Origin of the sequence: Streptomyces sp. NPDC127177 (genome assembly GCF_042672475.1) — a bacterium.
Taxonomy (GTDB): Bacteria; Actinomycetota; Actinomycetes; order Streptomycetales; family Streptomycetaceae; genus Streptomyces.
The window spans coordinates 367,204-393,074 of sequence record NZ_JBHXUW010000001.1 but is presented as its reverse complement, the minus strand read 5'-3'; the positions used below and the strand labels follow the sequence as shown (position 1 = coordinate 393,074).

The 25,871-nt window shown below is 70.5% G+C and carries 22 protein-coding genes and 3 pseudogenes; 10 read left to right on the top strand and 15 right to left on the bottom strand.

Annotation, left to right across the window (positions count from 1 at the left end; all coding sequences use genetic code 11):
* Nucleotides 1-18: 18 nt before the first annotated feature.
* Nucleotides 19-978: an acyl-CoA desaturase gene (locus tag ACFVJX_RS01750; RefSeq protein WP_384126763.1), complete on the bottom strand. Its 960-nt coding sequence runs from the start codon at nt 976-978 to the stop codon at nt 19-21.
* A gap of 296 nt (nt 979-1,274) precedes the next feature.
* Between ACFVJX_RS01750 and ccrA the strand changes: the two genes are divergently transcribed.
* Nucleotides 1,275-2,606, top strand: coding sequence for a crotonyl-CoA carboxylase/reductase (gene ccrA, locus ACFVJX_RS01745; protein ID WP_384126761.1), 1,332 nt, complete (start codon nt 1,275-1,277; stop codon nt 2,604-2,606).
* A 143-nt stretch (nt 2,607-2,749) separates the two neighbouring features.
* Here the strand turns inward: ccrA and ACFVJX_RS01740 are convergent, their stop codons facing one another.
* Both ACFVJX_RS01740 and ACFVJX_RS01735 read right to left on the bottom strand, forming a co-directional pair.
* Entirely contained in the window at nt 2,750-2,932 is a 183-nt protein-coding gene (locus tag ACFVJX_RS01740; RefSeq protein ID WP_024489709.1) for a hypothetical protein, read from the bottom strand.
* A gap of 96 nt (nt 2,933-3,028) precedes the next feature.
* Nucleotides 3,029-4,081, bottom strand: coding sequence for a fatty acid desaturase family protein (locus tag ACFVJX_RS01735; protein WP_384126759.1), 1,053 nt, complete (start codon nt 4,079-4,081; stop codon nt 3,029-3,031).
* A gap of 256 nt (nt 4,082-4,337) precedes the next feature.
* Between ACFVJX_RS01735 and ACFVJX_RS01730 the strand changes: the two genes are divergently transcribed.
* From ACFVJX_RS01730 to ACFVJX_RS01710, 5 genes and pseudogenes are all read left to right on the top strand, one after another.
* On the top strand, nt 4,338-7,235 hold the full coding sequence (locus ACFVJX_RS01730; protein ID WP_384126757.1) for a DEAD/DEAH box helicase: 2,898 nt from the start codon (nt 4,338-4,340) through the stop codon (nt 7,233-7,235).
* Nucleotides 7,232-8,632 (top strand): SWF or SNF family helicase, encoded by a 1,401-nt coding sequence (locus ACFVJX_RS01725; RefSeq protein WP_384126756.1) that lies wholly within the window; start codon nt 7,232-7,234, stop codon nt 8,630-8,632. Before ACFVJX_RS01730 ends, ACFVJX_RS01725 begins: the two co-directional genes overlap by 4 nt.
* A gap of 218 nt (nt 8,633-8,850) precedes the next feature.
* Nucleotides 8,851-9,020 (top strand): annotated as a pseudogene (locus tag ACFVJX_RS01720) (N-acetylmuramoyl-L-alanine amidase); the annotation flags it as partial.
* A 106-nt stretch (nt 9,021-9,126) separates the two neighbouring features.
* Entirely contained in the window at nt 9,127-10,377 is a 1,251-nt protein-coding gene (locus ACFVJX_RS01715) for a GAF domain-containing protein (protein WP_384126755.1), read from the top strand.
* Between the two features lie 102 nt (nt 10,378-10,479).
* Nucleotides 10,480-12,003, top strand: a complete 1,524-nt coding sequence (locus ACFVJX_RS01710; RefSeq protein WP_384126753.1) for an aldehyde dehydrogenase family protein — start codon at nt 10,480-10,482, stop codon at nt 12,001-12,003.
* Nucleotides 12,004-12,313: 310 nt separating this feature from the next.
* Here ACFVJX_RS01710 and ACFVJX_RS01705 read toward each other — a convergent pair whose 3' ends face one another.
* Together ACFVJX_RS01705 and ACFVJX_RS01700 are read right to left on the bottom strand one after the other, a co-directional pair.
* Complete coding sequence (locus ACFVJX_RS01705; protein ID WP_384126751.1) at nt 12,314-13,156, bottom strand: ABC transporter permease; 843 nt, start codon at nt 13,154-13,156, stop codon at nt 12,314-12,316.
* Nucleotides 13,153-14,073, bottom strand: coding sequence for an ATP-binding cassette domain-containing protein (locus ACFVJX_RS01700; RefSeq protein ID WP_384126749.1), 921 nt, complete (start codon nt 14,071-14,073; stop codon nt 13,153-13,155). The genes ACFVJX_RS01705 and ACFVJX_RS01700 overlap by 4 nt, the downstream gene beginning before the upstream one ends.
* A 132-nt stretch (nt 14,074-14,205) precedes the next feature.
* Here ACFVJX_RS01700 and ACFVJX_RS01695 point away from each other — a divergent pair, with 132 nt between their 5' ends.
* The 4 genes from ACFVJX_RS01695 to ACFVJX_RS01680 all read left to right on the top strand — a co-directional run bounded on the left by ACFVJX_RS01695 (nt 14,206) and on the right by ACFVJX_RS01680 (nt 18,722).
* Nucleotides 14,206-15,390 carry a sensor histidine kinase gene (locus ACFVJX_RS01695; protein ID WP_384126747.1) on the top strand — a complete coding sequence of 395 codons (1,185 nt, stop codon included), beginning with the start codon at nt 14,206-14,208 and terminating at the stop codon, nt 15,388-15,390.
* Nucleotides 15,387-16,058 (top strand): response regulator, encoded by a 672-nt coding sequence (locus tag ACFVJX_RS01690; protein ID WP_384126746.1) that lies wholly within the window; start codon nt 15,387-15,389, stop codon nt 16,056-16,058. The genes ACFVJX_RS01695 and ACFVJX_RS01690 overlap by 4 nt, the downstream gene beginning before the upstream one ends.
* Before the next feature lie 797 nt (nt 16,059-16,855).
* On the top strand, nt 16,856-17,476 hold the full coding sequence (locus ACFVJX_RS01685) for a TetR/AcrR family transcriptional regulator (RefSeq protein ID WP_384126745.1): 621 nt from the start codon (nt 16,856-16,858) through the stop codon (nt 17,474-17,476).
* A 40-nt stretch (nt 17,477-17,516) separates the two neighbouring features.
* Nucleotides 17,517-18,722: an acyltransferase family protein gene (locus tag ACFVJX_RS01680; protein WP_384126743.1), complete on the top strand. Its 1,206-nt coding sequence runs from the start codon at nt 17,517-17,519 to the stop codon at nt 18,720-18,722.
* 299 nt (nt 18,723-19,021) lie between these two features.
* On the opposite strand, the gene ACFVJX_RS01675 is transcribed toward ACFVJX_RS01680, so the two are convergent.
* From ACFVJX_RS01675 to ACFVJX_RS01630, 10 genes and pseudogenes are all read right to left on the bottom strand, one after another.
* Nucleotides 19,022-19,264, bottom strand: a complete 243-nt coding sequence (locus ACFVJX_RS01675) for an SDR family oxidoreductase (RefSeq protein ID WP_384126742.1) — start codon at nt 19,262-19,264, stop codon at nt 19,022-19,024.
* A 13-nt stretch (nt 19,265-19,277) separates the two neighbouring features.
* Nucleotides 19,278-19,415: pseudogene (locus ACFVJX_RS01670) on the bottom strand (SDR family oxidoreductase); the annotation flags it as partial.
* A gap of 141 nt (nt 19,416-19,556) precedes the next feature.
* Nucleotides 19,557-20,366, bottom strand: a complete 810-nt coding sequence (locus tag ACFVJX_RS01665) for an enoyl-CoA hydratase/isomerase family protein (protein WP_384126741.1) — start codon at nt 20,364-20,366, stop codon at nt 19,557-19,559.
* A 1-nt stretch (nt 20,367) separates the two neighbouring features.
* Nucleotides 20,368-20,892, bottom strand: coding sequence for a Zn-ribbon domain-containing OB-fold protein (locus ACFVJX_RS01660; RefSeq protein ID WP_384126740.1), 525 nt, complete (start codon nt 20,890-20,892; stop codon nt 20,368-20,370).
* A complete protein-coding gene (locus ACFVJX_RS01655) occupies nt 20,889-22,070 on the bottom strand; it encodes a lipid-transfer protein (protein ID WP_384126738.1) in 1,182 nt (393 codons plus the stop codon). The genes ACFVJX_RS01660 and ACFVJX_RS01655 overlap by 4 nt, the downstream gene beginning before the upstream one ends.
* The gene (locus ACFVJX_RS01650) at nt 22,067-22,459 is read right to left on the bottom strand and encodes a CoA transferase (protein ID WP_384126799.1); all 393 of its coding nucleotides are present in this window, start codon (nt 22,457-22,459) and stop codon (nt 22,067-22,069) included. Before ACFVJX_RS01650 ends, ACFVJX_RS01655 begins: the two co-directional genes overlap by 4 nt.
* Nucleotides 22,446-23,270 (bottom strand): annotated as a pseudogene (locus ACFVJX_RS01645) (CaiB/BaiF CoA transferase family protein); the annotation flags it as partial. The gene ACFVJX_RS01650 and the pseudogene ACFVJX_RS01645, both read right to left, overlap by 14 nt.
* Before the next feature lie 292 nt (nt 23,271-23,562).
* Nucleotides 23,563-24,162 (bottom strand): TetR/AcrR family transcriptional regulator, encoded by a 600-nt coding sequence (locus tag ACFVJX_RS01640; protein ID WP_384126737.1) that lies wholly within the window; start codon nt 24,160-24,162, stop codon nt 23,563-23,565.
* 305 nt (nt 24,163-24,467) lie between these two features.
* Nucleotides 24,468-25,085 carry a DedA family protein gene (locus ACFVJX_RS01635; protein WP_384126736.1) on the bottom strand — a complete coding sequence of 206 codons (618 nt, stop codon included), beginning with the start codon at nt 25,083-25,085 and terminating at the stop codon, nt 24,468-24,470.
* A complete protein-coding gene (locus tag ACFVJX_RS01630) occupies nt 25,082-25,810 on the bottom strand; it encodes a class I SAM-dependent methyltransferase (RefSeq protein WP_384126735.1) in 729 nt (242 codons plus the stop codon). Before ACFVJX_RS01630 ends, ACFVJX_RS01635 begins: the two co-directional genes overlap by 4 nt.
* Nucleotides 25,811-25,871 lie beyond the last annotated feature (61 nt).

Genomic DNA, 25,871 nt, shown 5'->3' with positions numbered 1-25,871 from the left:
GGCCCGCGGGTCCGTGCCTCAGCGGACCGGCGGGCCTTGCGTCCCGACCGTCCTGGCGGCGAGCCGGCGCTCGTCCGGCCAGCGGACGTCCCTGGCCCAGGACAGCTGCTCGAACCAGCGGATCAGCCGGGCGCTGCTGTCCACCTGGCCGCGCAGCACCCCGTGCCGGGCTGAGGTGGGGTCGGCGTGGTGCAGGTTGTGCCAGGACTCGCCGCCGGATACGGGGGCCAGCCACCACACGTTGCCGGACCTGTCGTGCGAGCGGAACGGCCGGGCGCCGCTGATGTGGCAGATGGAGTTGATCGACCAGGTGACGTGGTGGAGCAGTCCGACGCGGACGAGCCCCGCCCAGAAGAACGCGGACCATGCCGCGGCGGTGTCCCAGGTCCCCTCGCCCCACAGCCCGCCCGCGAGGGCGGGTGCGCCGAAGGAGAACAGCACGATCAGCGGCTGCCAACGCCCGACCCGCACCAGGTCCCGGTCGGCGAGCAGATCGGGTACGTACTTGCGGCAGTCGGTCTTCCTGTTGTTGAACGTCCAGCCGATATGGGCCCAGACCATGCCCTTGACCAGTGCCCGCACCGAGGTGCCGAAGCGCCACGGCGAGTGCGGGTCGCCGGGCCGGTCCGCGAACCGGTGGTGGCGGCGGTGGTCGGCGCACCAGGTGATGACGTCACCCTCGACGGCCAGGGTGCCGGCGACCGCGAGTGCGATCTTGAGGGATCGGGTGGCCTTGAAGGCCTTGTGGGTGAAGAGCCTGTGGTAGCCGATGGTGATGCCGTGCACCGCCACCGCGTACATCACGGCGCCGATCACCAGATCGTGCCAGCTGACGCCCCACCCCCAGAAGACGACCACCGACGCGATCACCGCGAGGAACGGGACGCCGACGAAGACCCCGACGAGGGCCCGGTCGGTGCTGCTCATGCGCTCACCGGGGATGTCGTGGGGTCCGGCTGCCGTGTGCGACTGTGCCATGACGGTCTTCACCTTCCGTGGGTCAGAGCGGCTGCCCCGGACGCTACTGAGCCGCTTCGGCACACCTCCACTCACCGGACGCGCGGTTCGGCGGTGGGTGTCCTCACTCGGATGACAGGCGTCGCGCGCCGGGCGCGGGGGCTGTCGGGATGTGACAACGGCCGAGGGCGCGGGTGCGCGATCCCCGTGAATTGGCGCCGGTTCCCTTGTGGGCCCACGAGAGGCACCCGCACGCTGTGGACCGCTGCGGCCCGGCCGGGCCGCGGTTCGGCCGTGCCGCGATCGGGAGGAACTTCATGGATGCGCTCGCCGAGGCAGTCCTGGCCGGAGCCACCGCACAGGAGCTGGAGCGTCTGCCGGTCCCGGCGGAGTTCACGGCCGTGCATCTGCGGGCCGAGGACGTCGGCATGTTCGCCGGGTCGGCTGACCACGACGTACGCGGGTCGCTGCGCGTGGGGAGCGTGCCCATGCCCGAACTCGCCCCCGACGAGGTGCTGGTGGCGGTGATGGCCAGCGGCATCAACTACAACACGGTCTGGTCGGCCATGTTCGAGCCGGTGCCGACGTTCGCCTTTCTGCGGGCGCTGGGCCGGCAGGGCGGCTGGGCCGCCCGTCACGACCGGCCGTTCCATGTGATCGGCTCGGACGCGGCGGGCGTGATCGTCCGTGCCGGGTCGGGGGTGCGGCGCTGGCGCGTGGGCGACGAGGTGGTCGTCAGTCCCGTGTACGCGGATCCGGAGGAACCGGCGACGCACGCGGACGGGATGCTCGGCGAGTCCCAGCTGGCCTGGGGGTTCGAGACGAACTTCGGCGGTCTGGCCCACTACGGCGTGGTGCACACCAGCCAGCTGCTGCCCAAGCCGGCCCATCTCACCTGGGAGGAGGCGGCGTGCAACCCGCTCTGCGCGGGGACCGCCTACCGGATGCTCGTCAGTGACCGCGGGGCCCGGATGACGCAGGGCGATGTGGTGCTGATCTGGGGTGCGGCCGGGGGCCTCGGGGCGTACGCGACACAGTTCGTCCGCAACGGAGGGGGCATCGCCGTGGGCGTGGTCAGCAGCGAGGAGAAGGCGCGGCAGGCGCTGGCGCTGGGCTGTCACGCGGTCATCGACCGGTCGGAGATCGGTCTGACCGGCAGTGAGCCGCCCGCTGATCCCGCGGTGGCCGGCAGGAGGCTGGGGCAGCTGATCAGGGAGGCGGTGGGCGAGGATCCGCACATCGTCTTCGAGCATGTCGGCCGGGCGACGTTCGGCCTGTCGGTGTTCGTGGTCAGGCGCGGCGGGACCGTGGTCACCTGTGGTTCGAGCACCGGCTACCGGCACGAGTTCGACAACCGGTATCTGTGGATGCGGCTCAAGCGGGTGATCGGCAGCCACGGGGCCAATCTTCAGGAGCAGGCGGCGGTGGGGCGGCTGCTCAGTCTGGGGCACATCCGCCCGGCGCTCTCCGCGACGTACACCCTGGACGAGGCTCCGGAGGCGGCCCGGCTGGTGCAGCGCAACGGCCACAGCGGCAAGGTGGGGGTGCTGTCACTGGCACCGAAGCCCGGACTCGGGGTCACCGATCCGGAGCTCCGGGCCCGGATCGGTGAGGACCGCATCACCCCGTTGCTGCGGCCCGCCCGCTGACGCCCGCCGGGCAGCCGTGAGGCCGGCAGGGACCGGGCCTCCCGGTCCCTGCCGGCCTTCTCCGTGCACGATTCACACAGGCGCGGATCCGGCTGGGCCGTGGACCTGTGCGGTCAGTGGGCGGTACCCGGCCGCCGGCCCCGTCAGCGGCCGATCTCCTTGCGGCTGATCCTGCGGAGCCTGCGCCGCTGGCTCGGATCCAGTGCCAGATAAGCGATAGCGGGGACTCCGATGAGCACCAGCAGTGACAGCCAGAACCCGATGAACGGCATCAGGACGACTGCGACGACTACTCCCCCGATGGCGATCTTTGCGCTGTTCGACATCGTCCACGCCTCCTTCGCGGCCAGTGGCCGCTCCTGCAGTGAGAACGCCTGTGCGTGCTCATCGGTTCCAGCCTGCCCCGGACTCGTCCGCGACGGTCACCTCAGCGGTGCGCCGACCTCGTGCATGTGCTCGAGCGCCTGTCGGTAGGACTCGATGAGTCCGGTCTCCGCGTACGGCATGCCGAGCGCCTCGCAGTGCGCCTTGACCAGGGGCTGCGCCAGCCTCAGGTGCGGGCGGGGCATGCTCGGGAAGAGATGGTGTTCGATCTGGTAGTTGAGCCCGCCCAGGAACCAGTCCGTGAGGACGGCGCCCCGTACGTTGCGCGAGGTGAGGACCTGGCGCTGCAGGTGACCCCAGCGGTCGCCGTCGGGGTCGGGCATCTCCATGCCCTTGTGGTTCGGGGCGAAGGCCATGCCCAGGTGGAGGCCGAAGAGCGCGTGGTGCACGAGCGCGAAGACGACGGCCTTTCCGGGCGACATGACGCCGAGCAGCAGCGCCGCGTACAGGCCGAGGTGGGCGACGAGCAGCAGGCCGGAGAGGGCACGCTCCCGGGCGGGCTGCTGTCGCAGGTACTGGAAGCCGGAGATCTTCAGTGCGATGCCCTCCAGGAGCAGCATCGGGAAGAACAGCCGGGCCTGGTTGCGGGTGAGCCAGCGGGCGAAGCCCTCACGCTGCGCGGCCTGCTTCTGGGTCCAGACGAGGGCGCCGACGCCGACGTCCGGGTCCTTGTCGACGTGGTTGGGGTTGGCGTGGTGGCGTACGTGCTTGTCGTTCCACCATGCCTCGTTCATGCCGAGGAGCAGATTGGCGTGCACCAGACCGATGGCCCGGCTGGCCCGGCGGTCACCGGATATCTGCGCGTGACCGGCGTCGTGCCCCACGAACGCGGTGCGGGACCAGAAGACGGCGAGGGGCAGAGCGAGCAGCAGGCTCCACCATGTGTTGCCGAGGAGGACGAGCCCCGTGATCACGGAGCCCAGGGCGATCAGATTGACGGCGATGCCTGCCGCGTACCAACCGGTGCGGCGTTCGAGGAGCCCCTGCCCCTTCACGGCCCGCAGCAGTGGCGCGAAGTCACTTCCTGTACTTCCGGCACTTCCGGCACTGTCGCGGGTTCGTTCCGCGACGGTGGTTGCGGCCTGAGGCATGATGTCTCCGGTCTTGAGGGGTGCGCTGACCTGATGAAACGTACGGGTCGCAGATATATGGCAGCCATGGAGCCACCACCCGAGGTTTCCTGGTGCCAACCCCCTCACTCCGGAGGGGTGCTGGCTACACCTGGCCGATATGCCGGACAAAGGTGTGTGATGTGAAACACGTGACGACTAGACCCGTCGACGTCGGGGATGGAGTACCCTCGGCGACCTCGGCCCACTAGTCAAATTTGAGGAATCTGACATCGCTGTGCACAGCCTCCCCGCAGCAACGCTCTCCGAGATCTCCGCACTCGCCGCCTGTTCGGTGGTGTTCCTGCCCGCGGATCCCTCCCGGACGGGACGCGTCGCCTTCTGGTGCCCTGACGGTAACAGGCCGCCCGACGCTCCCGGGACCGTCGAGGACCTGACCGTGGCCGGCGCCGACGCCGTGCCGTACGAAGTGCCGGCCCGGCTGCTTCCCGTACGGGACGCCCTGCCGGTCCTGACCCGTGCGCGAAGCTCCGCGCAGGCCTCACCTGCGGCCTCGTTCTGGGGAGCGGCGGCGCTGTTGGCCCTTCAGTTCACCGCGCGTGGCCTGCTGTTGCCCGGACTGAGCACCACGGATCACGACGCGTGGCGGGCCGGGCCGCTCACCGCGGACGACCAGACCAGAATCCGGGCGCTGGCCGCGTCCATGCCGCCAACTGCCCATGCGGCGCCGCTGGATGTGACCGCCGATCCCCTGCTGCTCCCCGAACCGGAGTGGCTGGTAAGGGCGTTCCTCGATGCCGTCGCAGACGGACTGCCGCGTACGCCCGCGGCCACCCTCGCCACCGGTGGACCGGCGTTCGCCTCCGACGCACCGCAGCGGCTGCCCGGCCGGCGTGCCTGGGTCGCCGATGTGGCGGCCGGGCACGACGCGGGCGTGCGGCTCTCGCTGCGCGTGGAGGTGACCGGCCTCGACCGTGCCGAGGCAGCGTCCGGGCCGGCCTTCCGTGTGGTTCCGCAGATCCACAGCGTCAGCGATCCGGCACTGGTCACCGACGCCGCCGCGATCTGGACGGGCAGCGGGCCGGCCGCCGCCGCCCTCGGGCCGAGGGCCCGGATGGACGCCCTGCTGATGCTGCGCCGGGCCGCGCGCGCCTGGCCGCCGCTGGCCCCGCTGCTGTCCGCCGCCGTCCCGGACGCCGTGGAGCCGGCCGACGACGAGATCACCGAACTGCTCGGCCCCGCCTCACGGGCCCTTGCCGCGACGGGCGTACAAGTGCACTGGCCCCGGGAGCTGGTACGCAAGCTCACGGCGCGCGCGGTGATCGGCCCCGCGAACGACGAGGACAGCGACGGCGGGCCGGACGGTCCCCGGGGCCCCGTGCGTACCGCGTCGGAGACCGCACCGCTCCTGTCCGCGGACGCGCTGCTCACGTTCGACTGGTGGTTCGCGCTCGGTGACCAGAAGCTCAGCCGCGCCGAGCTCGACCGGCTGGCCGAGGCGGGCCGCCCACTGGTGCGGCTGCGCGACCAGTGGGTGCTGATCGATCCCGACGAGGCGCGTCGCGCCCGGGACACCCAGGACCACAAGGTCACGCCGATCGACGCGCTCGGCGCGGTACTGACCGGCTCCACAGAGGTCGGCGGCCGCCGGGTCGAGGTCCGGGCGACCGGCTGGCTGGAGGCACTGCGGCAGCGGGTCGCCGATCCGGAGTCCCGGCAGGCGCACGACGAGGAACCACCGCTCGATCAGCCGGCGGCGCTCAGCGCGACCCTGCGCGACTACCAGCTCCGAGGTCTGAACTGGCTGCACACCATGACCTCGCTCGGGCTCGGCGGCTGTCTCGCCGACGACATGGGCCTCGGCAAGACCATCACCCTGATCGCACTGCATCTGCACCGGCAGACCCTCGATTCGGCAGCCGGACCCACCCTCGTGGTCTGTCCGACCTCCCTGATGGGCAACTGGCAGCGGGAGATCGAGAAGTTCGCTCCGGGTACCCCGGTGCGCCGCTTCCACGGTGCTTCACGGAGCCTCGAGAACCTGGCGGACGGCGAGTTCGTCCTCACCACGTACGGCACGATGCGGCTGGACGCACCGAAACTCGCGGACACCCGGTGGGGCATGGTCGTCGCCGACGAGGCGCAGCACGTGAAGAACCCGTACTCGGCAACGGCCCGACAGCTGCGCACCATCGGCGCCCGGGCCCGGGTCGCCCTCACTGGTACTCCGGTGGAGAACAACCTCTCCGAACTGTGGGCGATCCTCGACTGGACGACCCCCGGCCTCCTGGGCCGCCTCGGCACCTTCCGGACCCGGTACGCGCGGGCCGTGGAGGGCGGCAGCGACCCGGCCGCGGCCGAGCGGCTCGGTGCGCTGGTGCGCCCGTTCCTGCTGCGCCGGCGCAAGTCCGATCCGGGCATCGCTCCGGAGCTGCCGCCGAAGACGGAGACGGACCGTACGGTCTCCCTGACGGTCGAGCAGACGGGCCTGTACGAGGCGGTGGTACGGGAGACCCTGGCGGCGATCTCGGACGCCGACGGCATCGCCCGGCGGGGGCTGGTGGTGAAGCTGCTGACCGCCCTCAAACAGATCTGCAACCACCCGGCGCAGTACCTCAAGGAGGAGGAACCGCAGATCACCGGGCGTTCCGGAAAGCTGGAACTGCTCGACGAGCTGCTGGACACCATTCTCGCGGAGGGCGCGGCCGTCCTGGTGTTCACCCAGTACGTGCAGATGGCCCGGATCCTCGAACAGCATCTCGCGGCGCGCGGGGTGCGCACCCAGTTCCTGCACGGCGGCACACCGGTCGCCGCGCGGGAGTCCATGGTGAACCGGTTCCAGGCGGGCGAGGCTCCCGTCTTCCTGCTGTCGCTCAAGGCGGCCGGTACCGGGCTCAACCTCACCCGGGCGGGCCATGTCGTGCACTTCGACCGCTGGTGGAACCCCGCGGTGGAGGCCCAGGCGACCGACCGCGCGTACCGCATCGGGCAGACCCAGCCGGTGCAGGTGCACCGGCTGATCGCGGAGGGCACGATCGAGGACCGGATCGCCGACATGCTGGCCCGCAAGCAGGGCCTCGCGGACGCGGTGCTCGGTTCCGGCGAGAGCGCCCTGACCGAGCTCAGCGATGCGGAACTGGCCGATCTGGTGGAGCTTCGAGGGGGCGCACGATGAGCGAGGGATACGAACCCGGCGACTACGGTCGGGACGACTACGCCGACGTCTACGAGAGCGAGGAGCCGGACGCCGTGGCGTCCTCGGGCCGCTCGGGGCCTTCCGCGTCCGAGGAGGAACGCACCTTCGCCGCGCTTCCCCCCGCGAGCGGCCGCGGCTTCGCTCAGTCCTGGTGGGGCCTGGCATGGCTGAAGGCGCTGGAGGACACGGCGCTGGACAACCAGCAGCTCAAGAAGGGGCGCGTGTTCGCCCGTGAGGGCCGGGTCGGAGCGGTCTCCGTGCGGCCGGGCCGGATCACCGCGGTGGTCCAGGGCCGGGACGCGAGCGCGTACCGCAGCGATGTACTGCTCCAGGAGCTGAGCGAGGAGGACTGGGACCGGTTCCTCGACATGGCGGTCGAGCGGTCCGGGCACATCGCGGCGCTGCTCGACCGTGAGATGCCGCCCCATCTGGTCGAGGACGCCTCCGCGGCCGGCGTGGATCTGCTCCCGGCCATCGGCGACCTCGATCCTGAATGCACCTGCGAGGCGTGGGACCACTGCCCGCACACGGCGGCCCTCTGCTACCAGATGGCACGGCTGCTGGACCAGGACCCGTTCGTCCTGCTGCTGATGCGGGGGCGCGGCGAGCGGCGGCTGCTGGACGAACTCCAGGTGCGGATCACCGCACGGGCCGTGGGGCACGGACCGTCCGGCCCCGGCGACGACTCCCCCGCTGGGCCCGGTGACAGCGGCGTGCGTGGCGTTCCGGCGGCGGAGGCGTACGCGGCGGCCGGCGGCCTGCCTCCGCTGCCCGTACCCCCGGAGCTTCCGGCCGAGGCCGGTCCGTCCCCGTCGCTCGACACGGAGACCGATCCGGAGCCCGGGGTGGACCCGACAGCACTGGAGATGCTGGCGACGGACAGCGCGGCGCGGGCCCACCGGATGCTCGCCGACGCACTGACGCCCGGCCACGAACTGCAGCCGGTGCCCGTCGCGTTGACCCCTGAGCAGGACGCGGTTCGGCTGGCCGCCGGTGCACGGCCGGAGCCGTGGATCGCGAACCGGCTGGCGGCCGGTTCCGGGCGCGGGCCGGCCGGTCTGCGGGCCGCGGTGCGTGCCTGGCAGTACGGCGGCACCGCCGCACTCTCCGTGCTCGACGAGGAGTGGACACCGGATCCCGCGTCGCTGGCCCGCGCCAGGACTCAGCTCGCCAGTGCCTGGGATGAGGACGAGGCGCCCCGACTGCGGGCCGAGCAGAACCGCTGGACGTCGGTGGACGGCACCGTCCAGCTCCGCTACGGCCGGGACGGGCGCTGGTATCCGTACCGTAAGGAGAGCGGGCGGTGGATACCGGCAGGACCCTCTGACGACGATCCTGCGGCGGCCCTGGCCGGGGCGGTAACGGCCGACGTATGACGCACGACGCGGAATGACCGACGTCCGGCCGACACCTCACGGGCCGGCGGGGGCGAGCGCTCCCGCCGGCGCCCGGCGTCGCGTTCCGCCCTACGGCCCACACCAGACGGAACAGCCCCGAACAGCGCCTGCACGACGAGGCTTTGAGGATCTGCCGTCCTCCGTCAACCGCGCCGCGCCCGCACGGTAGGGCCCGCCTGCCGCTCGGCCGCACATCGGAGAAGTTGGCGCTGCTGACCGCCTCGGTCTGCGACCGCTACGGCATGCCCAAGACCGTGCGCACATTCTCGGCCACGTCGAGGCCCCCGGCACCGACCACACCGATCCGGGCCCGAACTGGGACTGGGTCCGCTACATCCGCCTCGTCAATCTGTTCGGCGCCGTCTGAACCAGGCCGGTTCCCGCCCTTCCGATTACTCTCCGCACCACGCTTGTCGCAGACGCCGGCTGCGACGACGATGGGGGTGTACGGCGCCCCTGGACGGGAGGGTGAGTTGACGGACCCCTGGTTGGCCCTGGATACCGACGCGGACCCCGGTGAACGGCTCGGCGAACTGCGGCACGCGCACGAGGTGTTCACCGCGGGCGGCCGCCTGGAGCGGCCGGTCCGCCCCGTGGTCGGAGAGTCCTGGCGGCGCTCGGCGCGGGCCCGCGTCTGCCCGGACGGTGCGGCACTGATGGATCTGGACGCCGACGACGTGGGACCGTACCGGGAGTCCCATCCGCTCGCTCGTGTCATGCCGGTGATCCGGGAGCTGATGAGCGCGTACGCGACGGACGGGGAACACCTGCTGGCGGTGTGCGACGCGCACGGCAGGCTGCTGTGGGTCGAGGGGCACGCGGTGGCCCGACGGCGGGCCGGGCGGATGAACTTCGTGGAGGGCGCCCGTTGGGCGGAGTCCGTCGCCGGGACCAACGCGCCGGGGACGGCCATCGCCGTGGACCGCCCCGTCCAGGTCTTCGCGGCCGAGCACTTCATGCGACCGGTCCAGCAGTGGACGTGCGCGGCCGCTCCACTGCACGACCCGCACACCGGACGCGTGCTGGGCGCGGTCGACATCACCGGAGGGAACCGGCTCGCCCATCCGCACAGCCTGGCCTTCGTACAGGCCGTCGCGCGTGCCGCCGAATCCCAACTGGCTCTGCTCGCCCCGCCCCCGTCCACCGGGACCGTGCGGCTCAACGCCCTCGGCAGGGACGAGGCACTGCTGATCGTGGACGGCCGGGCGCTCCGTCTCAGCCGCCGGCACAGCGAGATCCTGGTGGCGCTGGCCCGGCGCCCCGAGGGCATCGGCGGCGAGGAACTCCTGGTCGAACTGTACGAGGACGAGTCGGTGACCCCGGTGACGCTGCGGGCCGAACTCTCCCGACTGCGCCGTCTGCTCGGTCCCGGCCTGCTGCTCTCCCGCCCCTACCGTCTCGCCTCCCCCGTCGACGCGGACTTCGACACCGTCGCGCGGCGGCTTGCGTCGGGCGCGGTGGCGGCGGCGCTGAGCGCCTACGCGGGCCCCTTGCTGCCGGGGTCGCAGTCACCGTCCGTCGTACGGCTGCGGCACTGGCTGAACGAGTCGCTGCGGGCGGCACTGATCGCGCGCGGCGATCCGGGGCTGCTGACGGACTGGGCGTCCAGCCCGTGGGGCGAGGACGACCTCCCCGCCTGGCGGGCGCTGGCCGCGGCCGCACCAGCGGCGCAGCGGCCGGCGTTGCTGGCCCGTGCCAGAACGCTGGACGCGGAACAGCGCTGAAGCACCTCCGCGGTACGCAACGGGGTTGCAACGTCGCGCTGCCTAGCCTCGCCCCGAGGGCCGCCCAACGGCGGACGGCCCCGGATCCGGGAGGCCACAGAGATGACCCGTTACGCTGCGCCGGGCACCGAGGGCGCGATCGTCTCGTACGAGTCGCGCTACGACCACTGGATCGGTGGGGCGTACGTACCGCCGGCCCGCGGCCAGTACTTCGAGAATCCGAGCCCCGTCAACGGCCGCCCGTTCACGGAGATCGCCCGCGGTACCGCGGAGGACGTCGAGAGCGCCCTGGACGCGGCCCACGCCGCCGCTTCTGGCTGGGGCGCCACCTCGGCGGGCGACCGCGCCTCGGTCCTGAACCGGATCGCGGACCGGATGGAGGCGCACCTGGAGGAACTCGCGGTCGCCGAGAGCTGGGAGAACGGCAAGCCGGTACGGGAGACGCTCGCCGCGGACATCCCGCTGGCCATCGACCACTTCCGCTACTTCGCGGGGGTGTTGCGCGCCCAGGAGGGTTCGCTGAGCCAGCTCGACGAGGACACGGTCGCCTACCACTTCCACGAGCCGCTCGGCGTCGTCGCGCAGATCATCCCGTGGAACTTCCCCATCCTGATGGCCACCTGGAAACTGGCCCCGGCGCTCGCGGCGGGCAACGCGGTGGTCCTCAAGCCGGCCGAGCAGACTCCCGCTTCCATCCACGTCTGGCTGAGCCTGGTGGCGGACCTGCTTCCGGCGGGCGTCGTGAACATCGTCAACGGTTTCGGAGCGGAGGCCGGCAAGCCGCTGGCCTCCAGCCCGCGCGTCGCGAAGATCGCCTTCACCGGGGAGACCACGACGGGGCGGCTGATCATGCAGTACGCCTCCGAGAACATCAAGCCGGTGACGCTGGAACTGGGCGGCAAGTCGCCCAACATCTTCTTCGACGACGTCTGGTCCGCCGACGACGACTTCCGCGACAAGGCCCTCGAAGGCTTCACCATGTTCGCCCTCAACCAGGGCGAGGTCTGCACCTGCCCGTCGCGGGCCCTGATCCAGCGCGGCCACTACGGCGAGTTCCTGGAGGCGGGCATCGCCCGCACCGAACAGATCGTGCCGGGCCACCCGCTGGACACGGACACGATGATCGGCGCGCAGGCCTCCAACGACCAGCTCCAGAAGATCCTCTCGTACCTGGACATCGGCCAGCAGGAGGGCGCGAAGATCCTCACGGGCGGCAAGCGGATCGAGTACGAGGGCGAGCTCGCGGGCGGCTACTACGTGCAGCCGACGATCTTCGAGGGCGACAACCGTATGCGGGTCTTCCAGGAGGAGATCTTCGGCCCGGTCGTCGCCGTCACGTCGTTCTCGGACTTCGACGACGCGATCAGCACGGCCAACGACACCCTGTACGGACTCGGCGCCGGCGTATGGACCCGCGACACCAGCACCGCGTACCGGGCGGGCCGCGCCATCCAGGCGGGCCGCGTCTGGACGAACTGCTATCACGCGTACCCGGCCCACGCCGCGTTCGGCGGATACAAGCAGTCGGGGATCGGGCGCGAGAACCACAGGATGATGCTGGAGCACTACCAGCAGACCAAGAACCTGCTGGTGTCGTACTCGCCGAAGAAGCTGGGCTTCTTCTAGGGGCACAAAGGACGGCGCCTGACCTGGGCTTGGGCCCGGCAGGCGCCCTACTGCCGGCCTGACAGACAGCGAGTTCGGTTTGCGGGCTATCTCCCAGTGCTTCCGTTTCCAGGACCCGCCCGGTTTCGCTTTTGAGTAAGAACGAGTTGTGACAGTGAATCCGCGATCCAGGCCGCTTCCGCCGACTCTTCTTGTTCCTGCTCCGGGAAAGGGGCGTTCATGAGGGGCGTTCATCGAGGCCGCGGCCAGCTTTGGGGGGGCCTTGTCCCTGTGCCTCCGCGGGCGCGAGATGCGCGTCTCGTCGGCGCGTTCACACGTCGCGGCGTCGTACGAGGACCACCGCGAGGACGACCGCGAGCAGCGGCCAGAGGACGTACACGGCCCAGGAGCCGGGGACGGTGGCGTCGTAGCCGAGCGAGTGGGGATCCGGTTCCCAGGTCTGCACCAGGCGCCGCCACGCCGCGGCCGGCATGGCGTGGTTGACGGCGGCGGACCAGCGCGCGCCCTGCGAGAAGATCGGCGGCAGCATCACCAGGACGGAGGCCGTGGTGACCATGGTGGCGGCGCTGTGCCTGATCAGCGCTCCGAAGCCGAGGCCGACCAGGGCGCAGACCGGGGCCAGGAGGGCCGACGCGATCAGCGCGCGGAGCACTCCGGGATGGCTGAGCGGGACTCCGGCCCGCTCGTCGCTCAGGATGGCTTGGGATACCAGGAACGAACCGGTGGATACGACCGTGCCGAGCGCGGTCCAGAGTGCGGCGGTGACGACCGCCTTGGCCGCCGTCACCGCCCCGCGGGCGGGGACGGCCACGGTGGTGGTGACGATCAGGCCGCTGCTGTACTCGCTCACCACTGTGAGGGCGCCGACGCTCCCGGCAACGAGCATCAGCGTCATGTAGCCGGCCGGGGGGAACGCGGCGAACACATGGAACCCGTCGTGGGTCCGCGCGGCCGCACTCATCCGGCGCAGGTCGTCGTTCTCCGCCAGCGCCGAGACCGCGGCGGATCCAATGACGAAGAGAGTCGTGAGTGCGAGGGTCCACGGGGTGGAGCGCAGCGACCGCATCTTGATCCACTCGGAGGCGAGCAGATCGAGAAACCGCGCGGGCGGCTCGGCCGAGGTGGTCGCGGGGGCAGAGGCGATCGAGGTCATCGGGGCTGTCCTGCCTGGTATTCGACGCTGTCGGCGGTGAGTTCCATGAAGGCCTCCTCCAGCGAGGCGGTTCGTGTGGTCAGCTCGGTCAGCAGGATCCGGTGCTCGAAGGCGAGCGCCGCGATCCGCTCCGCGGGCAGCCCGGTCACGGCCAGCTTCTCGGCGCCCCGCGATCCCTCCGGGTCGACTGACGCGCCTGCGGCGGTCAGTACGGCGGCCAACTCGGCGGCCTGCCGCGTGCCCACCACGACGCCGAGGCCCGTTCTACGGGCCGCGAAGTCCCATACCGACTCGTCGGCGATGAGCCGGCCCCGGCCGATGACGACGAGCCGGTCGGCGGTGTTCTCCATCTCCGACATGAGGTGGCTGGAGAGGAAGACCGTGCGGCCCTCGGCTGCGAGGCGCCGGAAGAGGCGGCGCATCCAGAGCACGCCTTCCGGGTCCATGCCGTTGACGGGCTCGTCGAACATCAGCACGGGCGGGTCGCCGAGCAGGGCGGTGGCGATCCCGAGCCGCTGCTTCATGCCGAGCGAGAAGCCGCCGATGCGGCGATTCGCCGCCTCGGCCAGGCCCACTTCGGACAGCACCTCTTCCACGCGACGCGGTGAGATCCCGTTGCTGCGTGCCAGGGCCGACAGGTGAGCATCGGCGGTGCGTCCGCCGTGGACCCGGCCGGCGTCGAGGAGCGCACCGACGTGTCGCAGCCCCCGGGCGTGGCTGCGGAAGGGGACCCTGCTGACGGAGGCGGAGCCGCCGGTGGGCGCGTCGAGCCCGAGGATCAGCCGCAGGGTGGTGGTCTTGCCGGCTCCGTTGGGGCCGAGGAATCCGGTGACATGGCCCGGCCGCACGGCGAAGGAAAGGTGGTCGACGGCGGTCTTGGCGCCGTAGCGCTTGGTGAGTTCGTTGACTTCGATCACGGGAGCAACACTCCCGGGAGGAACCCCGTCCGGTCATGGGGCCGTGGGCGACCATCGTCGGGCCGGCATCGTCCCGGGGGCGTAATCCCACGGGACGATGCCGCGCCGGTGACGGCTGGATAGCCTCCCTGGATGAACGACATACCGACCGCCCCGTCGCCCTCGCACCTCGCGGCCTGGGCGGGGGGCGTCTCGTACTTCCTCGCGGTGGGTCTGCTCATCGGAGGCGCACCGCAGGCTTCGGGCACGGTCCACGGCCTCGGGGCGATGCTCGCCGCGACCCTGCTCGTCGGCGTCCTGCGTCGAGCGCCGCTCCTGGCCCTGGGCCTGGCGCTGCTCGGATCCTCCGTCGTTCTGGCGGGCGCCCCCGCGGACCTCTCGGACGCGTACCGGAGCCTTTTCCTGGCGTACCTGTCGGCGGACCTCGCCCTGGGGTTCATCGTCGCCACGCTCGCGCGGCGGGTTTCGTTCCTCGCCGCGGCCGGATCGTTCCTCATCCAGTTCCTGATGATCGGCGGGTTCACGCACGGAAGCGACTTGGTCGGCAACGTGGTGATCACCGTCCTGGCGATGGCCGCGGCCTGCACCGCCGGCCAGTTGAGCCGCGAACGCCGGGAGCACACGGTGGCGTTGCGCACGCAGGAGGTGTCAGAGGCCGTCGTCGCCGAACGGCTACGGATCGCCCGCGAGTTGCACGACATGGTGGCGCACAGCATCGGCATCATCGCGATCCAGGCGGGGGTGGGGAGCCGGGTGATCCGGGCCCATCCCGAGGAGGCCCGAGAGGCGCTGTGCGCCATCGAAGTGACCAGCAGGGAAGCCCTGTCGGGTCTTCGGCGCACGGTGGTGGCGCTCCGTCAGGCCGATCCGGACACGGAGGTCTCGGGGCGGGCGTCGCTCGCGCCTTCGCCCGGCCTCGCGGACCTCGAACGGCTGGCGGCGGCCACGGCCGACGCCGGAGTGCGGGTCGAGGTGCGCCGCAGCGGAGAACAGCGCCCGCTTCCGGCCGACATCGACTTGTCGGCCTACCGTATCGTCCAGGAGGCGCTGACCAACGTGGTCCGCCACGCGGGCACCGGGGGGTGCCGGGTGACCGTCGACTACGGGGACGAGGAACTGTCGGTGGAGATCGTCAACGACGGGCACGGGCGCGCCGGGGAGGACCCGGCCCACGGCTTCGGCATCGTGGGCATGCGCGAGCGGGTCGCCCTGCTGCACGGCCGCTTCAGTGCCGGGCCGCGTCCCGAGGGCGGTTTCCGCGTGGCGGCGCGGCTCCCGCTGCCGGAGCCCGTCGGAGTTGCGGTGGGGGCCCGATGAGCGGAGGTCCCGTACGCGTCCTGCTCGTCGACGACCAACCTTTGGTGCGGTCCGGGCTGCGCATGCTCATGGCCCACAACCCCGACCTGGAGGTCGTTGGCGAGGCAGCCACCGGCGCCGAGGCGGTCCGGCTTGCCGGGGACATCGACCCCGACGTCGTGGTGATGGACATCCGGATGCCGGGCATGGACGGGATCGAGGCCACGCGCCTGATCACCGCCGGGCCTGCGACCTCCCGCGTCCTCATCCTGACCACCTTCGACGAGGACGACCACGTCTACGGCGCGCTGCGGGCCGGGGCCAGCGGCTTCGTGGTCAAGGACATGGCGCTCGACGAGATCCTCGCTGCGATCCGCGTGGTCGCCGCCGGCGACGCGCTGATCGCGCCCGGCGTCACGCGCCGCCTGATCTCGGAGTTCGCCGGTCGCCCCGCGAGCGCCCCGGCGCGCTCACCGCGTTCGCCCGAGGGCATCACCGAGCGGGAACGGGAGGTCCTGACTCTGGTCGGACGCGGCCGGTCGAACAGCGAGATCGCGGAGGACCTCTTCATCACGGTGGCCACCGCCAAATCGCACGTGTCACACCTGCTGACCAAACTGGATGCCCGGGACCGGGTTCAGCTCGTGATCACCGCCTATGAGACGGGGCTCGTTAGACTGCCCGGCTGAGCACGTCTGGCAGCGACGCGGCTTTCCTGGTTCGCTCCTCGCACAGCGCTGCCGCTTGCCCAGAACGCTTCACCGTCCTGGGCAACGTCGTGAACGGCTCGGCGACAGGGCCCCGGCCGCGGCGATGCGCCGCTGGCGGCCTTGTTCGGCTGGGACTGGATCGCCACGAAGAACGGCAGCAGCGTGGTGAGAGCGGAGGCGATCCCGACGACGGGGAAGACGACGCGGGCAGGCAGATCGTCGGGGTGCGCCCTGCTGAGCGTAGCCAGCGGGGCGCATCGTGACCCAGAAAGTCGGTGACCGCGACGTGTTCTCAGGAGGCGGGGCACGGCGGCTCGTACGGTTTGTCGGGCAGGTAGTGCTCCCATTCCTGCCGGGTGATGGGGTCGCCGGCCGATGCACAGATGTCGCCGATGGCCCGGTCCGGGTTGGCGTCCCACAGTTCTACGCCTGAGGACGCCGACTTCGGGGCGGCGCAGTCACGGGCGGCATCATCCGCGCCCCGGGCCCGCGCTCTCGCCGCCCAGTACCCGGCATCGAACGCCGGCTGGGACGTCCTGCAGCACCCCGACCCCGCCATCGGCAACTGCCGGTCGCTTCCCTACGTCCGGCGCCGCGCCCTCCCGTTGGACCTGCTGACCAATCCGGGTCCCCCAATTCAAGCGGCCCTGCCACGGACGACCGCGACACTGCCCAGCACTGGTAGGAGGTACTGCAGGCGCACGCCTTTTTCCCCTTACCCGCCCGTGTCAGTTCAGCCCAGCGGCAACCCGCGGCAGCCTGGTTACGCTGCAGACATGCGAGCGACGGAGAAGAGTGATCTGACGGGGCGGGCGCGACTGCGTGAGGCGGCGCTGGAGTTGTTCGCGGAGCGGGGGTTCGAGGCAACGTCTACGAGGGCAGTGGCAGCTGCGGCAGGGCTTTCGCCCGCACTGGTGACGCGACACTTCGGGTCGAAGGAAGGGCTGCGCGCGGCTGTTGATGAGCATGTGCTGGGGCGGATCACCCAGCAGTTGGCAAACCTGGATCCGAATGCCGGACTGATGGATTCGCTCGGTGAGGTATCGGCCCGGTTGTTCGGGGCGGATCCAGTGCTGCGTGGGTATCTGCGGCATGTCCTGCTGGAGGAGAGCGAAGCGAGCGCGGCTGTGTTCGGGCGATTGCTGAGCGGCGCCAGCACCGAGTTGGAACGGCTGTCCACAGTGCACGGCGGCGGGGGCCCGACCTCGGACGAGGAGTGGGCGCCATTTCAAGTGCTTTGCCTCGTCCTGGGGCCGCTCCTGCTGGAGCGAGTAATGCAACCCAACCTTGGCAAGCCGATGTTCGCTCCGGAGATCCTGGCGCAGCGCAGCGGGGCCAATCAGCGCCTCCTGTTGCAGGGGTTGTACGGCTGCCTGGAGGGCGAGAGCGGGGGCTAACCCCAGTGCGATGTGTACGTGTGTTGAGGATGCTAACCACATGTACACACTCGCATCTGATGCCCCGCCTCCCAAGGCGCAGCCCGCACTCCGTCACGCCTGGCTGGACAACCTCCGGATCGTCCTGACCGTGCTGGTCGTCGTCCATCACGCCGCCCAGCCGTACGGCCCCTCCGACTGGTGGTACGTCGAGGGCCAGCCCCGCAACCAGGAACTCGCTACGCTCTCCGCAGTGGACGGCGCGTTCTTCATGAGCCTGTTCTTCTTCGTGTCCGCGGTGTTCGTGCCCGGCTCGTACGAGCGGCGCGGGGGATGGTCATTCGTGAAGGGCCGGTTACTCCGGCTCGGCATCCCGGTTCTCGTCGGTGCCCTGACGATTGTGCCGGGCCTGATGTACGCCTTCTACGTGCACTATCGCGACTACCCCCGGGTCTCCTTCGGGCGCTACTTCACCGACGTCTACCTCGGGCTGGGGAACAAGCCCGCCGACTGGACGGGACCCTCGTGGCCAGACCTTCAGTTCGGGCATCTGTGGTTCATCCAGAACCTGCTCGCCTACAGCATCTTGTATGTGCTGTGCCGTCAGGCGGCTCGGCTGCTGCGGCGACGCGGCAGCCACCGCCTCCGCGTCGAAGCACCGGTGCCGGGGCACCAGGCGCTGCTTCTGCTGACCGTCGGCATCACTGTCGCGACGTTCCTGGTCCGGCTGCGGTATCCGCTCGACACCTGGGTGCCGGTCCTGGACTTCCTCCAGGTCGAGCCCGCCCGGTTGCCACAGTACGCGGCCTTCTTCACGCTCGGCGTGATCGCCCACCAGCACGACTGGCTGAGGCGGTTCGAGTCCCGCACCGGCTGGGTGTGGCTGAGCGCCGGCCTGGCCGGGGTGGGACTGCTCGCCGTCCTCGGCGCAGATGCCTCTTGCTTCGGGACCGGCGGGCTCGACGGCCCCTCCGCTTTGTGGGCAACTTACGAAAGCACTCTGTGCGTGGCGCTGTGTGTCGGGCTACTGATCCTTTTCCGCGAGTTCGTCACCGGAAGTTGGCGGCTCGCGAGGGAACTGGCGGCCTCCGCCTACGCCGTCTACATCATCCACCTCCCGCTCGTGGTGACCCTGCAGTACTACCTCGCCGGGCGAGGACTGTCCGCAGCCACCGCGTGGACGGTGGTGTCGGTCTCTGGCGTTTCGGCAGCGTTCCTGCTCGCCGCCGGGATACGCCGACTGCCGCTGCTGCGCAGGGCGTTGTGATGCTACGGGCGGCCTGCGGCAAAAGCGGCGGAAAGGAACCGGGACACCCACCGTCCGTCCAACGTGTTTACCCCATGCGGGAAGCGGTGTCCCTCCTTACCGTCGGCGCCTATAGGGATCGCGTTCTACTTTAGTGAGAGCTGGGAGTTCTGGGGTCCCCGGAAGTCGGACGACGGACCTGGCTGCGTCTGACCGAGGAGGGAGCAGGTGCTTACAGGCGCCACCTCGCCGCCCTTCCCGCAACTGCGGGCCCACTGACGTGGGGGACATTCGCAGGAGTTGTCAGAGAAGGCGGTCGGTCAACTCGCGCTCGTTCGCCCGCCACCGCGCGCGAGCTGACCGGGCGCTGCCAGTCGGACTGCTGTGCTGCCGCCGTCCACTACGATCTCGCCGCCGTGGGCAGAGGAGGCGCCATCCGAGGCGAGGAACGCGACGACCGCTGCCACCTCGGAGAGTTGTGCGTAGCAGCCGAGCGGTGTGGTCGCGCCGGACGTCTTGATGGCCTCTTCCCCGTACAGGTCGAGGATCATCGGGGTGATCACTCCGCCCGGGGCGGAGGCTGTTCACGCGGATGTTGTGCCTGCCGTACTGCTTGGCCGCCGCCTTCGTCATGCCGCGTACGGCGAACTTCGCGGTGTTGTGGGCGGTGTTGGGCGTTCCGACAGCGTGCCGCAGCCCGGCGGTGGAGGACACGTTGCGGCTCCCCTGCCTTTGGCAGCGCCGGTCACGAGTGCGAGCTTGCCTGTCAGGCGTCCCATCTCTCCTGCTCCTGTTTCTAACTGTGGGCACCACAGGGTGACGCGCTGCCGCCCCGGGTTCGCATGGGTTGCGGGATCACCGGCCCGACCAGCGGGGTGCGCGCTTCTCGACGAAGGCGAGTGGTCCCTCGCGGGCGTCGTCGGAGGCCATGACGAGGTCTTGGCAGCCCGCCTCGATCAGGAACGCTTCGTCGAGGCTTCGCCCACTCCCCTGCACAATTGCCTCCTTGGCCTTGGCCAGCGCGAAAGGCGCGCCGAGCGCGATCTGCTGGGCGTACTCCAAGCTGGTGGCGAGGACTTGATCGCGGGGCACGACGCGGTTGACGAGGCTGACCTCGCGGGCGTGTGCGGCGGTGATGGGTTCGGCGACCAGGATGAGTTCCATCGTGGCCGTCCACCCGATCTGCCGGGCCAGCCGTGCCAGCGAGCCGCCGCTCGGGATGATGCCCCGGCGGACCTCGGGCAGAGCGAAGCGGGCGGTCTCGGAGGCGATCCTGATGTCCGCGCTGAGAGTTATCTCGGTCCCGCCGGCGAAGGCGTCGCCTGTGATCGCGGCGATGAGCGGCTTGTAGAAGTCCGTGCGGCGCAGTAGCGCGCGGTTCAGGATCGAGCGGCTGTCCGCCAGGAAACGGTGGTCCCAGTCGTTCTCCGGCGGACGGGCGCCGGTCGCGAGCGGTACCAGCTCGGCGAGGTCGCCGCCGGAGCAGAACGCCGCGTCACCGGCGCCGGTCAACACGGCCACCCGGATCGCCGGATCGGCCTCGATGTCGTCCCATGCGTCGGCGAGCCGGACGAGCATCTCCGGCGTGAAGGAGTTGCGCCGGGCAGGCCTGTTGAGGGTGACGATCGCGATCGGGCCCTGCTTCTCCACTTCGAGGACAGTCATGTCATGAGCCTTTCTGGTGCGGGTGGTGGCCTGCGGGGGACGGGGCCGGGCGGGGGAAGCGGTGCCGGGACGTCGGCCGGAAGACGGGCAGGACGATCCCGTCTGCCGTGTTGCCGGACTCGGGGCGGGCCGCCAGGTCAAGCTGGACGGGCAGGCCAGGGCGCAACTCCTCCGTGCGGGCACCGACAAGCGGGACGACAAGCCGGGGGCCCTCGTCGAGGGTGATGACGGCCGTGGTGAAAGGGGTGCGCGCGTGAGCGGGGTGCAGGGCCCGGTGCGTGGTGGTCCACGAGAAGAGCACACCGTGCCCCGTACAGGCCATCCAGTCCGCCTCGTCGCTGCCGCAGGCGGGGCACAGGTGGCGGGGCACGTGACGGAGCACCGCGCAGTCCAGGCAGCGCTGCACACGTAGCTCACCGCGCGCGAGCCAGTCGTAGAACGCGCCGGTGAGGGCGTCGACGGCGGGGAGCAAGGGGGGCGCGGTCCGCCCGGTGGGCTCGTGCCGCGAGTGGGGCGTGTCGCTCATCGGACGGCCCTCCTCTCGTTGCGCAGAACGGCGATGCTGCCGTCGCCCAGATCGCCCCAGCCGGTGACCACGCCGACCCCTGCACCCGCTACCTGGCGGTCCCCGGCGGTGCCGCGCAGCTGCCGTACGGCCTCCACGACGTGGCTCATCCCCATGACGTGCGCCTCGGAGAGCAGACCGCCGTGGGTGTTGACAGGCAGCCGGCCACCGAGCTCAATGGCGCCGTCGCGGACGAAGCCGTCGGAGGCGCCACGGGCGCAGAAGCCCGCTTCTTCCAGTTGCTGGAGTACCTCGAAGGTGAAGCAGTCGTAGATCTCAGCGAAGTCGACGTCCTCGGGGCCCACCCCGGCCATCTCGAATGCGCGCGGGGCGGCGGACGTCAGCCCGACGGCCAGCGGATCGGCGCGGCCCGCGATGTCGTCGGCCGGATGGGGATGGCCTTCGGCCACGCCGGAGAGGTGGACCCTCGGGTGTCTGGCGGCTGCCGGATGATCCGGTGCGGTGACGACCACAGCCGCGGACGCGTCCGTCTCCAGGCAGCAGTCCAGCAGGCGGTACGGGCTCGTTATGACGGGGGAAGCGAAGTAGTCGTCGAGCGTCATCGGACGTCCGTGCATGTAAGCCCGCTTGTTGAGCTGTGCATGTCGGCGGCAGGCGAGCGCGACGGCGGCAAGCGCCTCCTGACTCGTCCCGTACTCCGCCATGTGGTGCTGGGCCATCAGTGCGTACCACTGTGGCGGCGCGGTCGCTCCCGCCGGGAGGTAGAAGTCCCGCACGGTGGCGGGCAGCGGGGATTCCACGTCCCGCCGGGCGGCGACGGTACGTGCGCGGAAACGGGAGTAGAGATTGAGACCGGCCGGCACCAGTACGGCACGGGCCACCCCTGCGGCCACCGCGAGCGAGGCCCCGAGCAGTGAGGCGACCGCAGCCGCGCCCCCCATCATTGAGCGGCCGGTGAAGCGCAGGTCGCTGATCCCGAGGTTCGAGGCGAGATCGTCGGCGCTCACCGCCATGACCGGGGCCATGATCCCGTCGATGTCATGCGGACGCAGGCCCGCGTCGGCTATCGCACGGCGCGAGGAGGTCAGCATCAACTCCAGGTCGCTGACGCCGGAACCGCGCGTGTAGGCCGACTCTCCGACACCCACCACGCACGCCCGGTCGCGCAGGGCGCTCACGCGACGACCTTCGGACCGCCGTGGAGTGCCCCGCACCGCTCCAGGGCGTCGATTTCCTCGGGGGTGCAGCCGATCTCACGGAATACGTCGCGGTTGTGCTCGCCGATGAGGGGTGCGGGCCGCCGTATGTTCTGCGGGCTGACGGAGAACCGTACGGGTGCCGGGATGGAACGGTATTCGCCGGCCACCGGGTGAACGGCTACCGGAAGCTCTTCGACGAGGTGTTCCAGCGTCTCGATCTCCGAGGAAGCGATGCTGTGCGCACGCGCCCAGTCCCGCCAGTACGCGGTGGTGTGCTGGGCGACGATCTGGGAAAGTTCCGTGTACAGCTCGTCGTAGTGTCGGGTGCGCGTGACCGCGTCGGTCGAGCCGGGGGTCGTTCGCCGCATCGGGTATTCCGCCCGCCTCGAACATGTCCACCCAGTTCCTCTTGCTGTACGGGATCAGCAGGATGTGTCCGTCGGCCGTCGGGTACGGCCTGCGCTGCGGGGAGAGAATCCTGGCGTACCCGGGTTCGCCGAGTCCCTGGATGGCATCGGCACCGTGCTCGGCGAGGACGAATGCGGCGATGGTGTCGTGCATGGGAACCTCGACGCGCTGTCCCAGACCGGTCTGCGACCGGTGGTAGAGGGCCGCCAGGACCGAGTAGGCGATGGCCAGACCAGCGACCTTGTCGGCGAGGATGGTGGGCACGAGCATCGGTTCTCCGTGCAGCTTTCCCATCATCGAGGCAATCCCCGCGGATGCCTGGATGGCGTCATCGAAGGCCGGCTCGTCGGCGCGCGAGCTGTCCGAGGCGAAGCCGTGCGCCTCGCAGTAGACGAGGTCCGGCCTGAGCGCCGAGAGGTCCTCGTACGCTATGCCCAGGCGGGCGAGCGGCCGGGGCCGCATGTTCGTGACGAACACGTCGCAGGTGACGAGGAGTCGACGGAAGACGGCCATGCCCGCAGGGTTCTTGAGGTCGAGCGACACGTTGCGCTTGTTGCGCAGCATGTTCAGCGAGGCCCCGCCCAACTGGGCGTCCCGGCCGGCCCCGATGGCCCGCAGCGGGTCGCCCTGGGGCGGTTCAATAGTGATCACCTCCGCACCGAGATCACCGAGAAGCTGGGTCGCGTAGGGGCCCATGACCACCTGCGTGAGGTCCAGCACCCGTATGCCCGCCAGCGGACCGGTCGCATGATCCTCGAACTCTTCAGCCACCGTGGAGCTCCTTCGCTCGCCGAAACATCGGTAGGGACGAAATTCGTCCCATCGCCGACTGTGGCATTGCGCGACACGTGCGTCAAGGATGGATTTCGTCCTTAGTGGCGCCGGTGGAGTGTGTGCGGGTACCGGACACAGCGGGTGAACCGCTCTGTGAGCTGCGGTTTCACGGCAAGGCGAGCGGGAGTTCCTTCCGCACCGATGGGCCTGCGCACCGGATCATCCGGCGCGCAGGCGCACGACGTAGCTACTCCCCGCCCGTTGTGCGCGTCGGCGGGCCGGACACCGATTACGGGCGGGCGGCTCGCAGTACCCCGGCGACCAGTTCGCGCAGATACCGGCGCCCAGCCGGTGTGGTGAAGACGGTGCCACTCTCGGCCCGCGAAGCCGCGACCTGCTGGACAACCCCGCCGAGCAGCATGTGCAGCACCACGTCCGTCGGCATGTCGTACCGCAGCTCGCCACTCTCTTTGGCTGCGTCAATCAGGTCATACAGCCTGCGTGTCGACTCGATGAAGCGGGGGCTGGACAGCCACAGGGCGCGGAAGTCGGCGTTCAGGCGATCCTCGACGAGAAATCGCAGCGCGAGCCGCCCCTCGGGGCCGTCCAGCCACCCGGCGTACCCCTCGACGAGCAGGTGGAGGTCCCTGGCGACATCCCCCGAGGCGGCGCGAGGACCGTCGAAGGTATGGGCGTTGATGATGACGCCCATCAGTTCCTCGCGAGTGCGGTAACGGCGGTAGATGCTCGCCTTGCCGACACCGGACGCACGGCTGACCGCCTCAAAGGTGAAGCCCGCCCACCCCTGCGCCGCGAAGACAGCAATGGCCGCGGTCAGGATGTTCTCCCCGACACGCTCACTGTCCAGCCGCTTCCGCTCCGCACTCATGACGCGGATGCCCCCTTCGTCCCTTCGGCCCGCGACGGCCCGTACGACCTGCAAGAAAGTAGTACCACCACCCGTGGTATCACCTCCGAGCGCGGTTGCGGGTACCAGCCCCGGACGGGTGGCGTCAGCTTGTTCTTTATCTACCAAGATCTTCCGGGCTCACCGATCACCTCGATGGCCTCGGGGTGTTCGACGGTCCCGCCGACGTCCGCGAGGCGGTCCACGACCCCCGATGCGGACCGCATGGTTCGACCCCGCGAACCTCCGGATCGAGCAGGTTCATTGGGCGCATCGACCGCCTGCGGTCAAGCGATCGTTTGACCGCAGGCAGCGCGTCGGATCTTGTGCGCGGCCAGGGAGATGGCCGCGATCACTGCTACGGCGCCTGCGAGGGCCGGGCCGCCGTACGTAATGACGTGCTGGAAGGAAGGAGCTGCGGCGTACCCGGCCGTGGCCTCGGCGCCGGCCCACAATGGTGCGGCAAGCAGGCTGTAGGGGGCGATACGGCGGTAGGGCAGGCGGGCCGCCCCCGCAAGGTGCGGGGTCAGGGTTCGCACGACGGGGACGAACCGGGAGAGCAGGACGGCCCATCCTGTGCGCCGGGTCATGAGTGCCTCAGCCCGCCGCCAGGCAGCGGAGGGGACGCGCCGCCCGAAGCGCCCGGTGCGCAGGCGGCCGCCCAGCAGGTGCCCAGTGCGGTGGCCCAGCGCGTCACCCGCCACGACGGCGCTCGATGCGGTGACGATCACCAGCACGAGGTTCAGGTCGCCGACGCGGGCCAGGGCGCCGGAGGTCAGCAGCAGGGTGAGGGTGGGCACGAACGCGCCGATCAGCAGGACGGACTCGGCGAGCACCGCGGCGGCCAGGATCGCGTAGGCGGCCGGAGCCGGAACCTGAGTGATCAGTCCGGTCAGCATGTTCATCGTGCCGCCCCTGCCAGGATGTCCGGCGCGGCCGGGACGGACGCGTCGGCCGGGCGACGCAGCTGCCAGACGTCGGCCGGGGGCAGGTTGGACCACGCGGTCCAGCAGCCGGTGGCGTACCGGCGCTGGTAGTCGGCGAGGACTTCTTCAACGGCTCGGTGGCGGCGGGACTCGGCGCGGGAGGACACCAGGGCGCGGGCGTAGCGGGTGCCGCGGTAGGCGAAGTAGGTGAGAGTGCCGCCGGGGTGGAGCAGCTCCACGTAGCGGCTCATGATCGTGTCGACCTGGGCGGGGGTGAAGTTGGTGAACGGCAGGCCGGAGACGATCACGTCGTAGGAGCGATCGGTGTCGAGCTGCTCGACCAGGGTGTGGTGGACACGGACCCGTTCGCTCGCGCCGGCCAGCTCCGGATGGGTGCGGACGAGGTGGCGAAGCTGGGCGGCGAAGCGCGTATTGGCTTCGACGATGTCCAGTCGGCTGCCCGGGGAGAGGCGGGGGATCAAGGTGCGGGTGACCGAGCCGGTGCCCGCGCCCGCCTCCAGGATATTCAGGGGCTGCATTCCGTACTCTTGGACCGGGTCGGTGAGCAAGCGCGCGAGCGCTGTGCTGCTGGGGGCGATGGCTCCGGTGGTGCGCAGGTCGCGGGCGGCTTCGATAAGGAACATCCAGCCCTCGGCGTTGCGCTGCGCGAGGACACGGTCGTATGAGGTGCTCCAGTTGTCCATGTCTTCGACGCTAAAGACCGGCTCTTCCCTGCGGACGCTACGTTGTGCGACCGCCTTCCCC

Coding starts and splice junctions, on each gene's coding strand:
- ACFVJX_RS01750 (WP_384126763.1), bottom strand. CDS start 978: ATGGCACAGTCGCACACGGCAGCCGGACCCCACGACATCCCCGGTGAG.
- ccrA (WP_384126761.1), top strand. CDS start 1,275: ATGGATGCGCTCGCCGAGGCAGTCCTGGCCGGAGCCACCGCACAGGAG.
- ACFVJX_RS01740 (WP_024489709.1), bottom strand. CDS start 2,932: ATGTCGAACAGCGCAAAGATCGCCATCGGGGGAGTAGTCGTCGCAGTC.
- ACFVJX_RS01735 (WP_384126759.1), bottom strand. CDS start 4,081: ATGCCTCAGGCCGCAACCACCGTCGCGGAACGAACCCGCGACAGTGCC.
- ACFVJX_RS01725 (WP_384126756.1), top strand. CDS start 7,232: ATGAGCGAGGGATACGAACCCGGCGACTACGGTCGGGACGACTACGCC.
- ACFVJX_RS01710 (WP_384126753.1), top strand. CDS start 10,480: ATGACCCGTTACGCTGCGCCGGGCACCGAGGGCGCGATCGTCTCGTAC.
- ACFVJX_RS01705 (WP_384126751.1), bottom strand. CDS start 13,156: ATGACCTCGATCGCCTCTGCCCCCGCGACCACCTCGGCCGAGCCGCCC.
- ACFVJX_RS01695 (WP_384126747.1), top strand. CDS start 14,206: ATGAACGACATACCGACCGCCCCGTCGCCCTCGCACCTCGCGGCCTGG.
- ACFVJX_RS01690 (WP_384126746.1), top strand. CDS start 15,387: ATGAGCGGAGGTCCCGTACGCGTCCTGCTCGTCGACGACCAACCTTTG.
- ACFVJX_RS01685 (WP_384126745.1), top strand. CDS start 16,856: ATGCGAGCGACGGAGAAGAGTGATCTGACGGGGCGGGCGCGACTGCGT.
- ACFVJX_RS01680 (WP_384126743.1), top strand. CDS start 17,517: ATGTACACACTCGCATCTGATGCCCCGCCTCCCAAGGCGCAGCCCGCA.
- ACFVJX_RS01665 (WP_384126741.1), bottom strand. CDS start 20,366: ATGACTGTCCTCGAAGTGGAGAAGCAGGGCCCGATCGCGATCGTCACC.
- ACFVJX_RS01660 (WP_384126740.1), bottom strand. CDS start 20,892: ATGAGCGACACGCCCCACTCGCGGCACGAGCCCACCGGGCGGACCGCG.
- ACFVJX_RS01650 (WP_384126799.1), bottom strand. CDS start 22,459: ATGCGGCGAACGACCCCCGGCTCGACCGACGCGGTCACGCGCACCCGA.
- ACFVJX_RS01640 (WP_384126737.1), bottom strand. CDS start 24,162: ATGAGTGCGGAGCGGAAGCGGCTGGACAGTGAGCGTGTCGGGGAGAAC.
- ACFVJX_RS01635 (WP_384126736.1), bottom strand. CDS start 25,085: ATGAACATGCTGACCGGACTGATCACTCAGGTTCCGGCTCCGGCCGCC.
- ACFVJX_RS01630 (WP_384126735.1), bottom strand. CDS start 25,810: ATGGACAACTGGAGCACCTCATACGACCGTGTCCTCGCGCAGCGCAAC.